This window comes from Sulfitobacter sp. 1A13421, from assembly GCF_043557285.1.
In the GTDB taxonomy this organism is placed as follows: Bacteria; Pseudomonadota; Alphaproteobacteria; order Rhodobacterales; family Rhodobacteraceae; genus Sulfitobacter; species Sulfitobacter faviae.
On the sequence record NZ_JBIFFQ010000009.1, the window covers coordinates 96,387 to 109,633 of the forward strand.

General features: G+C 59.3%; 12 protein-coding genes and 1 pseudogene. 10 read left to right on the forward strand and 3 right to left on the reverse strand.

Annotated elements, in window-relative coordinates:
• Positions 1-211 precede the first annotated feature (211 nt).
• The 6 genes and pseudogenes from ACGYLI_RS14920 (at position 212) to ACGYLI_RS14945 (ending at position 5,713) form a co-directional block, all read left to right on the forward strand.
• Positions 212-2,764 carry an NAD-dependent epimerase/dehydratase family protein gene (locus ACGYLI_RS14920; protein WP_394419700.1) on the forward strand — a complete coding sequence of 851 codons (2,553 nt, stop codon included), beginning with the start codon at positions 212-214 and terminating at the stop codon, positions 2,762-2,764.
• Between the two features lie 88 nt (positions 2,765-2,852).
• Positions 2,853-3,233 (forward strand): annotated as a pseudogene (locus tag ACGYLI_RS14925) (MerR family DNA-binding protein); the annotation flags it as partial.
• Positions 3,199-3,597 carry a hypothetical protein gene (locus ACGYLI_RS14930; protein WP_394419713.1) on the forward strand — a complete coding sequence of 133 codons (399 nt, stop codon included), beginning with the start codon at positions 3,199-3,201 and terminating at the stop codon, positions 3,595-3,597. The pseudogene ACGYLI_RS14925 and the gene ACGYLI_RS14930, both read left to right, overlap by 35 nt.
• Complete coding sequence (locus ACGYLI_RS14935; protein ID WP_009824512.1) at positions 3,591-4,325, forward strand: cytochrome c biogenesis CcdA family protein; 735 nt, start codon at positions 3,591-3,593, stop codon at positions 4,323-4,325. Before ACGYLI_RS14930 ends, ACGYLI_RS14935 begins: the two co-directional genes overlap by 7 nt.
• Before the next feature lie 54 nt (positions 4,326-4,379).
• Complete coding sequence (locus ACGYLI_RS14940; protein ID WP_067264420.1) at positions 4,380-4,946, forward strand: class I SAM-dependent methyltransferase; 567 nt, start codon at positions 4,380-4,382, stop codon at positions 4,944-4,946.
• A gap of 107 nt (positions 4,947-5,053) precedes the next feature.
• Positions 5,054-5,713, forward strand: coding sequence for a cation diffusion facilitator family transporter (locus ACGYLI_RS14945; RefSeq protein WP_198039720.1), 660 nt, complete (start codon positions 5,054-5,056; stop codon positions 5,711-5,713).
• Here the strand turns inward: ACGYLI_RS14945 and ACGYLI_RS14950 are convergent.
• The 3 genes from ACGYLI_RS14950 to ACGYLI_RS14960 are packed head-to-tail and all read right to left on the reverse strand — an operon-like array spanning position 5,697 to position 8,293.
• The gene (locus tag ACGYLI_RS14950) at positions 5,697-6,944 is read right to left on the reverse strand and encodes a cytochrome P450 (RefSeq protein WP_276153442.1); all 1,248 of its coding nucleotides are present in this window, start codon (positions 6,942-6,944) and stop codon (positions 5,697-5,699) included. The two genes, ACGYLI_RS14945 and ACGYLI_RS14950, sit on opposite strands and share 17 nt — an antisense overlap.
• 3 nt (positions 6,945-6,947) lie before the next feature.
• Entirely contained in the window at positions 6,948-7,448 is a 501-nt protein-coding gene (gene lspA / locus ACGYLI_RS14955; RefSeq protein WP_035714444.1) for a signal peptidase II, read from the reverse strand.
• Positions 7,445-8,293: a cation transporter gene (locus ACGYLI_RS14960; RefSeq protein ID WP_067264414.1), complete on the reverse strand. Its 849-nt coding sequence runs from the start codon at positions 8,291-8,293 to the stop codon at positions 7,445-7,447. The genes lspA and ACGYLI_RS14960 overlap by 4 nt, the downstream gene beginning before the upstream one ends.
• Before the next feature lie 72 nt (positions 8,294-8,365).
• On the opposite strand from ACGYLI_RS14960, the gene ACGYLI_RS14965 reads away from it, so the two are divergent.
• The 4 genes from ACGYLI_RS14965 to ACGYLI_RS14980 all read left to right on the forward strand — a co-directional run bounded on the left by ACGYLI_RS14965 (position 8,366) and on the right by ACGYLI_RS14980 (position 13,245).
• Positions 8,366-8,695, forward strand: coding sequence for a helix-turn-helix transcriptional regulator (locus ACGYLI_RS14965; RefSeq protein ID WP_236627323.1), 330 nt, complete (start codon positions 8,366-8,368; stop codon positions 8,693-8,695).
• Between the two features lie 405 nt (positions 8,696-9,100).
• Positions 9,101-9,766 carry a L,D-transpeptidase gene (locus ACGYLI_RS14970; RefSeq protein ID WP_067264455.1) on the forward strand — a complete coding sequence of 222 codons (666 nt, stop codon included), beginning with the start codon at positions 9,101-9,103 and terminating at the stop codon, positions 9,764-9,766.
• Positions 9,767-10,482: 716 nt separating this feature from the next.
• The gene (locus ACGYLI_RS14975; protein ID WP_394419714.1) at positions 10,483-12,669 is read left to right on the forward strand and encodes a heavy metal translocating P-type ATPase; all 2,187 of its coding nucleotides are present in this window, start codon (positions 10,483-10,485) and stop codon (positions 12,667-12,669) included.
• 66 nt (positions 12,670-12,735) lie between these two features.
• Positions 12,736-13,245, forward strand: coding sequence for a murein L,D-transpeptidase family protein (locus ACGYLI_RS14980; protein WP_394419701.1), 510 nt, complete (start codon positions 12,736-12,738; stop codon positions 13,243-13,245).
• Positions 13,246-13,247 lie beyond the last annotated feature (2 nt).

Genomic DNA, 13,247 nt, shown 5'->3' on the forward strand with positions numbered 1-13,247 from the left:
AGCGCTGGAAATTGAAACCAAATGCGGATGACTTAGTTGAACGCTTAGCAATTGAGAGAAGGAAGAAGATCATGATGGATGGTGGAATGATGGGCGGCGGTATGATGATTGGAATGGGACTTGTCTGGCTCCTTGTCATCGTGGTGCTGATTCTCGCAGTTATTGCGCTGGTGAAATACCTGCGTACGTAGCGGAAGGCCGGAGCGTCGCCATGGCAGATGAAAGCAAGCCGGTCGTTATAGTTACCGGGTCGAGCGGGTATCTCGGGGCCGCGGTGGTGCGACGGCTGCACGGGTCCTACCGCGTCGTCGGACTTGACCGGTATTCGCCGCCCCATCCGCCGCATCAGGCCGAGTGCGTCTGTTTCGACATCACCGATCAGGCAAGTGTCGATACCGCGCTTGATCGTGTGCGGCTGGCTTACGGCGACAGGATTTCCGCCTGCATTCACCTTGCGGGCTATTTCGATCTCAGCGGCGAGGATGATCCGGCGTATGATGCCGTTACAGTCGAAGGCTCGAAACGGCTGCTGAAGGGTCTTCAGGGGTTTGAGCTTGAACAGTTCGTCTTCGCTTCCACCATGCTTGCCCATGCGCCGACCGAGCCGGGGGAGCCGATAGACGAGGATCATCCTCTCGATCCTAGGTTTCCTTACCGCGCATCGAAGGTGCGCACGGAGAAGGTACTGCGCGAGGTAAGGGGCGACGAGAAACTCGTGCTGATGCGCCCCGCCGGTATCTACGATGACAACGGGCAGTCGACTTTTCTGACCCACCAGATCGCCCGCATTCACGAACGACGATTCAGCGGCAAGGTTTATCCTGGCGATCTGTCGCGCGGGCAGGCGTTCCTGCATCTCGACGATTTTCTAGACGCGGTGGAACGTATCGTTGATCGGCGCGTCAAGCTGCCGGACGTTTTTCCGGTGCTACTGGGCGAGGCCGACCCGATACCCTTCGGCGAGTTGCAGCGCCTGATCGGGCGCGAGCTGCATGGCGAGGACTGGATCACCTGGAACGTGCCGTCCCAACTGGCCAAGCTCGGCGCCTGGACGGAAAACAAGGTATTTGAGGAGGATGCCTTCATCAGGGCATGGATGGTCGATATTTCCAGCGATCACTACGAGCTAGACCTTTCGGCGGCGAAAAAGCACTTGGACTGGACGCCTGAACACAGTCTGCGCGACGACATGCCGGGCATCCTTCAGCGCCTGAAGGACGATCCCTACGAATGGTACGAAGCGAACGGGCTGAACGCCGCACGGGTCTCGGCGGCCAAGGTCGAAAACGCCGTGGCGGAAGAGGCTGCAGAGCATGCACCGACGGAGGCCGAGGCGAACGCGGATCGGCGCGAGCATGATCAACACATGCGGCAGATGCATTTTTCTATGCTCTGGGTGCATTGGCTGGTCATGGCGCTCGGCCTGTGGTTGGCCACCGCGCCATCGGTTTTCGGCACCTTCGATCAGACCGAATTCAGCTCGGCGGTCCAGCAGGTGACGGAGGATCGCGGGCTGTGGTCCGCCGCTACACGCAGTTGGCTGACCGCGTGGAACAATGTCTTCACCGGACTTGCCATCATGGTCTTTGCCGCCCTGTCGCTGCGCCATGGTAACGGCTGGGCGCAATGGGTGAATGCCGCGCTCGGCGTCTGGCTGCTGGCCGCGCCGCTGGTGTTCTGGACGCCGGACGCGGCCGTCTATGCCAACGACACGCTGATCGGCGCGCTGGTGGTCGCGCTGACAATCCTGATCCCGATGATGCCGGGCATGTCGCGCGAGGGGATGATGGACGATACCGATATCCCGCCCGGCTGGACCTACTGCCCCTCCACCTATGTCCAGCGCCTGCCGATCATCGCGCTCGGTGTCGTGGGCTTCATCCTGTCGCGCATCCTGTCGGCCTACCAGCTCGGCCATGTAGACGGCGTGTGGGAGCCGTTCTTTTCATCGCCGGTCGCGCTGAATGGCACCGAATACATCATCACCTCCGATGTCTCGAAAGCCTGGCCCATTGCCGACGGCGGCCTTGGCGCAATGAGTTATATGTTTGAGATCATGATGGGCGTGATGGGCAGCCGCCTGCGCTGGCGCACGATGCCCTGGATGGTCGCACTTTTCGGCATCGTTGTCGGGCCGCTTGGCGTGATCAGCATCTATTTCATCATCATTCAGCCGATTGCCATCGGCACCTATTGCACGATCTGCCTGATGGCGGCGCTGGCCATGCTGATCATGATCCCGTTCTCGCTCGATGAAATCGTCGCGATGGTGCAGTTCATGGTCTGGAATACGCGCCGGGGCAGACCGTTCTGGCGCGCGTTCTTCAGGGGCGATGCTCTGCCCGGTGGCACAACGGGGGGCGAAATGAGCTTCGACGCGCGACCGATGCAGATCTTTCGACAAAGCGCACGCGGCGTCACCGTACCATGGACACTCGGGCTGAGTGCTGCGATCGGGGTCTTCCTGATGTTGTCGCGCGCGATCTTTGGCAATGAAGCGGCCATGGCGAACAGCGATCACCTGCTGGGCGCACTGGTCCTGACCACTGCGGTCATCGCCTGGGCCGAGGTCGCGCGCCCGTTGCGGTTCCTTAACATCCTCTTCGGCCTCTGGCTCATTGTCGCGCCTTGGTTCCTGGGCGGAGGCACGGTGGCAGGCAGCCTTGTCGGTATCCTCGCCGGGATCGCTCTCATCGCGCTCAGCCTGTCGCGTGGGAAGCGCAGCGAGGAACACTATGGGAGTTGGGACAGGTTCATTTTTTGAAGGGGCGTCACAAAAAGATTGCCAAGCGTCCTTGACCTTCCAGTAGGTGGAAGGACTATCTGGTGTTTTAAGGAGAGGGTTGCCAGCTATGAACATTGGAAATGTTTCGGAACAGAGCGGTTTGCCCGCAAAAACAATCCGGTATTACGAGGATATCGGACTCGTGCAACCGTCGCGGCGTGAAAACGGGTACCGCGATTTTGCTGTTCAGGATCTGCACAAGCTGGCGTTTCTCGGCCGGGCGCGGTCGTTGGGTTTCGGCATCGAGGAATGTCGCACGCTGTTGTCATTGTACGAGGACCGCGAGCGGTCCAGCGCCGACGTCAAGGCGATCGCCCAAAGTCACCTCGCGCGGGTGGATCAAAAAATCGAGGAGTTGCAGGCGCTTAGCGCGACGCTTCGTGATCTCGTTGTTCGGACACCTGATCTGGGAAATGGCACATATCCCGCTCTACACGATCTGGGTCGAAGGCACCTGGGGAGAGATTGTGTTCGCGGTCGTGCACTGCACCGGCGGAGACCTGTTGATCGCCATGAGCACGCTCTTGCTTGCCTTGTTTCTTGTTGGAGGGCACGCATGGCCGTCGGAACGCGCAGGGCGTGTCCTGCTTTTGGCCGTGGCCATGGGCGTCTCTTACACGATCTTCAGCGAGTGGCTGAACATCGTAATCCGTGCGGCCTGGGCCTATCGCGACATCATGCCGGTGGTCCCCGTCATCGACGCCGGTCTCACGCCCCTGCTGCAATGGATCATCGTCCCGACCCTGGCATATTGGGCTGCCACAAGAGTGCCCTTGCGCAAGCTATTCAGGGGTGAACGTGGTTCATGGTAGATATCTCGCTTCTGGGGCTCACCGCCGCGCTCTTGGCCGGTACGATATCGTTTCTGTCTCCCTGCGTGCTGCCTCTTGTGCCAGGATATGTCTCTTACGTGGCCGGGCGCACAGCCGCTGAAGGCGGGGCGGCTGCGGCCTCGCCGTCGCGCGCGGTCTGGCTGAGCCTGTGTTTTGTCCTCGGCTTCTCCACCATTTTCATGGGGCTTGGCGCATCCGCGACAGCATTGGGTCAGGCCCTTCTTCGGTGGCGGTATGAACTCAACCTCGTTGGGGGCGGCATCATCATTGTCTTCGGGCTTTTCATGATCGGGGCCGCGCGTGTTTCAGTGATGGAACGCGATTTCCGGTTCAATCTCAACATCCCCGGGGGCCAACCCGCTGCGTCCTATGTCCTCGGTCTTGCTTTCGGTTTCGGTTGGACGCCGTGTATCGGCCCGATCCTCGGCGCAATCCTGACAGCCAGTGCGGCGAGCGCCACGATGGGCGAAGGCGTCATGCTGCTTGCCGTCTATTCCGCAGGCCTCGGGATACCGTTTCTGATCGTGGCCGGATTCACCGATCAGATTGCGGGACGGTTGCGGGCCATCGGCCGGGTTGGCCGCCGCCTCCACCAGATTGCAGGCGTCGTGATGATCCTTATGGGACTGGCGATGATGACTGGACAGTTGAGCGCGCTGTCATACTGGATGCTCGATGCATTTCCGGTTCTTGGACGAATAGGGTAACAGCTCGTGCGGTTCTACGAAAAACATATACTTCCTGGCCTCACGCATCTCACCATGGGTCAGGAACAGCTTCTTCCCTACCGAAGGCGCGCGGTCTCAGGTGCGAAGGGCCGCGTGCTGGAGATCGGGATCGGCTCGGGCCTGAACCTCGCGCTCTACCCCGACGCCGTGGATCAGATCGTCGGTGTGGACCCGTCGCCGGAACTCCTTCATCGGGCCGCGCAGGCTTCTCAGGGCTTGACGCCGACAACGGAGATGATCGAGGGCGTGGCCGAAGCATTGCCGCTGGAAAATCGCAGCGTTGACTGCGTGGTTGCCACCTGGACGCTCTGCAGCGTGTCGGAACCGGAGAAGGTGCTGGCCGAGATCCGGCGCGTTCTCAAGCCGGATGGCGCCTTCCGCTTCGTCGAGCATGGAACAGCGCCCGAACCCGGTGTCCAGCGTTGGCAGCGCTGGCTCACGCCTGCCTGGAAGCATTGTGCCGGAAACTGTCACCTTGACCGCCAGACAGACACTCTGGTCGAGCAGAACGGCTTCCGCATGGAGCGGCTCGACACCGGCTACGCGAAAGGTCCGAAACCCTTTGTTTTCATGTATGAGGGGCAAGCTCGCCTTTATTGAGGCAGCTTAGAAGGAGAACAATGTCGGCTTCCAAATGGCGAGATACTGATGACAAGGTAACCAACTCTCGGCGGGAACTTATAGAATATATCAGGGGTTACCGCATCATGAGCAAGCAGAAAAATGATAGACAAACCAATCTGACACGCGGCATCCGCGTCGAGATCGCCAGCCTTGTCTACAACCTCATCGAGGTCGTCGTATCCGTCACCGTTGGACTTCTGACCGGCAGCGCCGCACTAGTGAGTTGGGGCCTCGACAGCACGGTCGAAGCCACCTCAGCCGGGACGCTGATCTGGCGCTTGAAGGCCGAGAAGGACGGTGGCGACAAGCGCACGGTCCTGCATCGCAAGAAGGTCGCGCTCTATGTGGTCGCCTGTGCTTTCTGGATCGTCGTCGCCGCGATCCTCTACGAGGCGGTGTCCGCCTTCATCTCGCAGGAGGCACCGGGCTTCAATTGGTGGGGGATCGCGATCCTGTTTGTCTCTTTAGTGGTCAATCCGCTATTGGCCTGGGGCAAGTATCGCTACGGCAAGCGGCTCGATTCACCCGCCCTGAAATACGATGCCAAGGATACCATGATCTGCGAATACCAGACCATTGTGGTGTTGGCCGGAATCGGTCTGACGCAATGGATGGGCTGGTGGTGGGCCGATCCGGTCGCGGCGCTTCTGATCGTGCCCTACGTTGCGTGGGAGGCGTTCGAGGCCACGAAGGATGCGCGGTCGGTCGGGCCGGGTGAGGCCGAAGCTACTGCCGACGCCTGACGTTGCGCATGATGAACCGGTTCTGGGGCAGTGATGGCAGCTCTCCTGGGTCAAGCTCCAAATCCTGATCCGGCACATCGTAGTCGATGTCGTTCACAAGATACCTGCAAAACGCCTTCATCTGACTGATCGCGATCCATTCACCCGGGCAGCGGTGGTTCGTGTAGTGGTTGCCGCCGCCCTGTGGAATGAAGTCGTAGGGGTTTTCGGCGCGGCCCCGAAACCGTTCGGGCCGAAACTCAAGTGGCGCATCCCATGAACGCCGATCGGTGTTCGTACCATAGAGGTCCAGCAGAACCCGGTGTCCTTTGGGAAAGCGATACCCTTGCCACTCGAAAGTACTTTTGACTCGTGCCGCGACCGCAGGAAAGAATGGATAGAGGCGGCGGACCTCCTGAACGAAGGGTTCGAGCAGTCCTTCGTCGTTCCGCAGTTTCTCCTGCCATTCTGGGTACCTGTACAGGGCGTGCGCCGTCTGCACGATGAATACAGACACCGCCACGGTCGGACGCAAGACGTTCAGCAACTCTACGGCGGCCACCCTGGGGTTCAACAACTCCCCGTCGAGATCGCGCCATGTCGCGATGAAATGAAGGGCGCTTTCCTGCGTCGGCTGAAGCTCGCCATCGCGGACCTGTTGGATCATCCGTGCTGCCCATTTTTCCAGGCGGTGGCGCGCCAGTCGCGCGGCCCAATGTTTCGGGCCAATGGCACCGGCGTCCTGAAAAAGCGCTGTAAGCTGCGCCGTTCGGGTCGCCACCTCAGCTTCATCAAGCGGCACCCTGGCCCAGGCGCAAACAGCTCTTGTGAGCATTTCGCGCACTTCGTCATAGAGGACGACCTCGTTCCTCGCCTCCCAGTCCGGCGCATATTTGTCCAACATGTGAAGCGACGTGCCCTGAAGCGCGGCGATCCGCTCGGTCCCCATGAGTGACATGAACATCTTCTTGCGGTGCTGGTGGGCAGCGCCGTCCAATCCCTGAACGCCGCCTTCGCCCAGCAGGGTCTTCTGTATGCGGCCCGGCATCGAGCCCGCGCGGATCAGTTTATCCTCGGAATAGAAAACTTTCGCTGCCGCCGCGCCGGTCATGCAGATCGTCTCTTGAAGGAGGATGCGGGTTTCGAACAGGTCTGTGTCGAGTGCGCGGCAGGTCTCCGAGATGAACCCATATGGGTTGCGCAGCAGGGCCAGTGTGCTGTCAAAGCCTTTCGCAGATGGTATGCCGAACATGGGTTACACCCCCGTTGTGTTTTCCTTGCGTTCACTCTGACCAGGCTTGTCCTTCGCAGAGCGGAAGCTGTCCCAGAACAGCAGGGCCGCACCGCAGAAAATCGTTACGTCCGCGAGATTGAAGGACGGCCAGTGGTATGATCCGTAATGGAAGTCGAGAAAGTCAGGAACGGCCTGATAGCGTACGCGGTCAAGAATATTGCCGAGTGCGCCGCCGATGATCAGACCGAGAGCGGCAGCTGTCAGCCTGTCCGGCGCGCGCCATAACCAGATCAATAGCCATGCCACGATCACGCCAGCAAGCGCGATGAGACCCCACCACGGTACGAACCCGCCGAGCATACCGAAGCTGACCCCATCGTTCAGAACCCGCACGAGGTTAAGAAAGGGTAAAACCTCGACCCCGCTCTCGAGCGCCGGTGTGGTCAGGGCGAGCGCCTTGGTGCCCTGATCGAGACCGAGCGCTGCGATTGCGCAGAGCCCACCGAGAACGCGACCGTTCATGCCGTCGCCTTCAGATCGCCCCGCGCGTCGCGGATGATGGCCCAAGCGGAGTGCAGGAACAGTCCGGCGATACCGAAGGCGACGATAAGGTCGGGCCACGCGCTGCCCAGCCACGCCACGAGACCGGCGGCGATGACGACCGCCGCATTGCCGATAGCGTCGTTGCGCGAGAACAGCCAGACAGCCCGCATGTTCGCGTCGCCCTTGCGGAATCGCAGCAGCGGCAGAACGGAGACGACGTTCACGACAAGGGCGATCATACCGAGCAGGCCCATGAGACCTGCATCCGGCGTCGTCTGTTCGAAGACCCGAACGATGGTTGTGCCGAGGACGCCAAGACCGAGGAGCCCGAGGAAGATGCCTTGGATCAGAGCCGACCGTGCCCGCCAAGCGAGGCTCCAGCCGATGGCCAGCAGGCCGAGGAAGGTGATCGCGCCATCGCCGATGAAATCGAGCGCATCGGCCTTCACGGCCTGCGATCCGGAAATGAAACCGCCGATCATTTCGAGGACCCCGTATCCCACGTTCAGGATCACGACGATCCAGAGGGCACGGCGGTAGGCCGGGTCCTGATGGGCCGGATTTGGCGGAATGTCTGCATTGTCCTCGATCCGGTCGAAGCTGTAACCAGTCACCGCAACGGCCTTTTCGATGTCCGGCAGGCGCCCTTCGGGTGCAGCCAGTGTCATGATGTGGGTTGCGGCCGACACTTTCACATCGCCGGGCGCTACCCCGGCCGACTGTGCCGCCCGCTCGATCTGTGCAGCATCCTTCGCGCAATCCATGCCGGAAACCCGGTATCGAAACAATGGCGCATCTGCTATCTCGTTGTCTGTGTTGGCCATGATCGCGGCTTTCCTGCTAAAGTGGATAGAAGATTCTATATATCAGCGAGAAATGATATGGCGCAAATCGTTATGGAAGACAAGACCACCACTATTGAACAGCGCGCGAAATTGCTTCGCGGCTTCGCAGATACCAGTCGTTTGACGATTCTGGACGCCTTGGCAAAAAGTCCGTTCGTCGTTCAGGAGCTCGTCGCGCACACGGGACTAACGCAGCCCAATATCTCCAATCATTTGCGATGCCTGCTGGAGTGCGGGCTTGTCGCCAGCGATCGAGATGGACGGTTTGTTCGCTACCGTATCAGCAATTCACGTATCACAACGCTATTGAGCGATGTAGATGCTCTTCTTGATGTCGTCGCAGAAGGGGTTGAGGCTTGTGACAACTATCGCGAGACGTGATTCAAGATGTCGTGGCCTTCGGCCAGGTCGTTACATCGCTCCGGTTTGGTCGTTCTTTAGATGTAGTTCTTTCGACGTGAGACACAGTCGAGATGTTACCGCGAAGGTTTTTTCAACCAATGGCGAACATCGGCCCCGCACCCAGAATACCGGATAGTCCTGCGGTGACGGGCCACGACCGAATTGCTGGCGGACTGGTCTGTTCTTGTCTAAGTAAGAACACGAAAGCCCCGGTTCGACCTCAATATTTCTCTTGAACCTACAGTAGCTTTAGGAGTTAGGGCCGCAGACGAAGAACGGCATTCGAGTCAAACAGGCCATACTGCTTCAGGCTTTCCTTACTGAACGGCAGAGTGGCCTTGTTTAAGCTTAGTTTGCCTACCTAACGTTGAAGGAGTAAGCATGATGCTGACAAGACGACATTTTCTCCAGACCAGCGGTGCGCTGTTTTCTACTCCAATCGCTGGCCCGCTACTGGCAGCCACCCGGCCCACCAAGGAGGAGAAGGCCGCCTGGGACGCGCAGGTCACACCTCCCGCTTTTGATCCAACTACGTCAAACCCGTGGGGCCTGCACCCGCGCTTTTTGCCCCAGCGGGTGGACGCTAAGGACGGGCTTGTTCCGGGAGACGTCCACGTCGATGCCGTAGCGCGCTACATCTATCACATCGAAGAAGGGGGAACTGCGATGCGTTACGGTGTGGCGATCGCCCGTGGTAACCTGTACGAGCCCGGCACGTATACGATCCAGCGAAAAGTGGAATGGCCAAACTGGACGCCGACCCAAAACATGATCGCACGCGATCCCGAGCTCTATGGCCCGGTTGCCGACGGTGTTGACCCTGGCCCAGAAAACCCTCTTGGTTCGCGGGCGCTTTACCTTTTTGAAGGCAACCGAGACACCTATCTACGCATTCACGGGACGCCCGAACCAAGAAGCATCGGCGGGCGCGCGAGTTCGGGGTGTGTCCGCATGGTCATGGCACATATCAACCATCTATACCCGAACGTCAAAACTGGTTCGACGGCGTTCCTGTATTCGGCAGAAGAAAGCGTGACCCCGCGAACGTGATCTACGCCCAACCAGTCTGCACTGGTCAATTAGTCACGCCGAGCGCGTGGTGCAGATCGGGTTGCCACCTATTGAGCGGAGCGGCACCAGTGTCGTTTCTACTGGACCGCTGTGCTCATACCAGTAGCATCCATCCTCGGAACGAAGCTGAGCTGTTGTGAGGTCCTGACCAGGTGCAGCTAGGTTAACGATTTGTTCGGGAAGGTTTCCAACCGCGTCTACCGGCGCGCGGGAGTTAGCCATTGGTGCGGCACATCCGCTTGCGAGCAGCAGGGCCGCTCCAATCATCATATGTCGTGTTTGCATTCAGTCCTCTGACCTGTCCTAATTTGGTTTTCACCAACAATCTTGCATACCGGGCACAGGTCCACAAGAACCACTCTGGGGCGGTCGGAGCGCGGCATCTTCAAAAGAGTTCATAAAAAGAAACGCAATTTTTCTATTGAACCTCTAGTAACTGTAGGGGCTATGTCAGAGTTGAATCAATCTAATCCTAGGGTCAATCTATGTCTATCCATGACCACCGCCGCGACCACAAACACAAATCTGACCGCGATCGCGAGCACAGTGATTATCAAGAGCATCCGAAAGGAGTTTCCCACTCTCATGGAGAAGGTGGTACGTGCTGCGGTGCTGGAGCCGACACGGAACCAGCACAACCCATCCCCGCGACCGGACGAAGTTTCCAGGTCTCTGGTCTGGATTGTGCCGAAGAGGTGGCGATCCTGAATAGGGCTGTCGGTCCAACAGTTGGCGGGACAGAGCATCTGGCGTTTGATGTCATTAATGGACGAATGACGATTCTGGATACTGGGGATAAGATTTCAGATGATGAGGTCGCTGAGTTGGTCGCGAGCACGGGCATGAGCGCGAAACCGTGGGATGCCGACAACGCGGCCGAAAATCAGGCAGCGCATTTGGCACGTCAAAAGGGTTTTACCACGCTGAGCGGCGGGTTTTGGGCGGCAGGATTTCTCTACCATATCGTCGAAACGGGCATGGGTGGTGCGCTTGGTCTGTTTGCAGGGCATGGCACGGCGCCGATGCCCATCGCGGAAGCCGGGCTGTTTGCCGTCGCAATCCTTTTTGGCGTCTGGCTCGTTGCACCAAAGGCCTGGTCTTCAGCACGCAGAATTAGCCCTGACATGAATCTATTGATGGTGGTGGCCGTGGCGGGTGCTATCGGGCTGGGCGAATTATTCGAGGCAGCGACAGTTGCGTTTTTCTTTTCACTGTCGCTCTACCTTGAGAGCTGGAGTGTGGGGCGGGCGCGCAATGCGGTGTCGGCCCTTCTGGATTTAGCACCACCGACAGCCAGGATCATCCGGCCGGATGGTAGCGAGGCGAATGTTCCAGCGGCAGAAGTTGCCGTGGATGATCGCTTCATCGTGCGCGGCGGCGACCGCATCCCACTTGATGGCGAGGTCTTAGAGGGGGCCGGGGCTGTCGACCAGGCCCCGATCACTGGCGAAAGCGCACTGGTTCCGAAGGAACTCGGCGACGAGGTTTATGCCGGCACAATCAATGGTGAGGGCACACTGACGGTGCGCGCGACGAAGGCCGCCTCGGACACGGTGCTCGCGAAAATCATTCGCATGGTCGGCGATGCCCATGCCCGTCGCGCCCCGGTCGAGCAATGGGTCGCGAAGTTTGCACGCATCTACACCCCCATAGTGATGGCGCTGGCGGTCGCCCTTGCGCTGGTGCCGCCGCTCCTCCTGGGCGGTGCCTGGGACTATTGGTTCTACAATGCGTTGGTGCTGCTGGTAATCGCCTGCCCCTGTGCCCTTGTCATCTCAACACCAGTTTCGATCGTGGCAGCGCTGACCGCGTCGGCGCGAGCAGGGGTGCTTATCAAGGGGGGCGCTTATGTTGAGGCGCCAGGTCGCACCACTGCGCTGGCGATGGATAAGACGGGAACGATCACTATGGGCGAACCCGAGGTTGCAGCAGTTCACGCATTGGGCGAAGCCTCCGCGCGCGATCTCATAACGCTGGCAGCGAGTTTGGAGGCACGGTCTTCGCACCCGCTGGCACGGGCCATTCTCGCGCGCGCGCAAACTGATGGTGTTTCCATAACTGCTGCAGAGGATACACGCACCGTGCCTGGACGCGGGCTGGAAGGGCGCGCCGACGGGCGTGTAATCTGGCTCGGCTCGGATCGGTTCGCTGAGGAGAAGGGGTTTGGCAATCACATTCCAACAGATTTGAGAGATCGAATAGAAGGAGCAGGGAGCACCTTAGTTGTAGTGGGTGACGAGACTGCCGTGGTCGGCATACTAGAGCTGCGCGACCGCATCCGCCCTGATGCTAAGGGGGTCGTTGAAAAGTTGCATGCGCAGGGTGTGGAGACGATCGTGATGTTGACGGGCGACAACGAACGCACCGCGCGTGCCGTCGCGGCCGAAGTTGGGATCGACGAAGTGCGCGCCGAACTTTTGCCAGAAGATAAGGTGACGGCCATCGAAGAACTGGTGGAAATCCACGACATGGTGGCGATGATTGGTGACGGCGTGAACGACGCACCGGCCATGGCGCGGGCGCATTATGCCATTGCCATGGGGGCTGTCGGATCTGACGCGGCCATCGAGACGGCCGACATTGCGCTGATGACTGACGATATCGGCAAGGTGCCCTGGCTTATTGGTCATTCACGCCGGACCATGTCGATCATCCACCAGAATATTGGTATATCGTTGGCGACCAAAGCGCTGTTCGTCGGGCTGACCGCGTTCGGCATGGCCTCTATGTGGGGCGCCATCGCTGCGGATGTGGGCGTATCCCTGTTGGTGGTCGCCAATGCACTGCGGCTTTTGAACGGCTATCAGATCAAGGGCGGGCCTTCGGGCGGTGAACCGGTGGGCGAGAATATGGCAAAGGGAGCACTCGCGCACGGTCATTGATCCGGCATTTGCGGTTAAGTAATGCCTAAAACACATCAGACCTCACGAAAGGGGCATCAAGCAGTAATGACTACCAATTTTCCACGACGGGTCTTTATTCTAAGTGGGTTGGCTGCCTTCCTGTCAGGCTGTGCAGATAAGTTCCGGACCTACAACGGACCCAAAGTAACCCGTCTTCGCATGTACAAGGCACAGCGGTTGCTCGTCCTTGACGGGAAGGCTGGCGTTTTGCGTACATTTCCCATCGGATTGGGCTTCGCGCCCCAGGGTCACAAACAGTTCGAGGGAGACGGCCGTACGCCAGAAGGCACCTACGTGATTGACCGACGCAACCCGGACAGCCTCTTCCACCTCTCCATCGGCATCTCATATCCCAAAGCGGCGGATATTGCCTTTGCTGAGTCCCAAGGAAAGTCGCCGGGTGGCGATATTTTTATTCACGGTGGGCCACGCAAGGGGATCGACCCGATGAACAAGCGTGACTGGACCGCAGGATGCATCGCCGTAACGGACCGTCAGATCGAGGAAATCTACGCAATGGTGAAAAATGGAACACCGATCGACATTTATGCTTGATG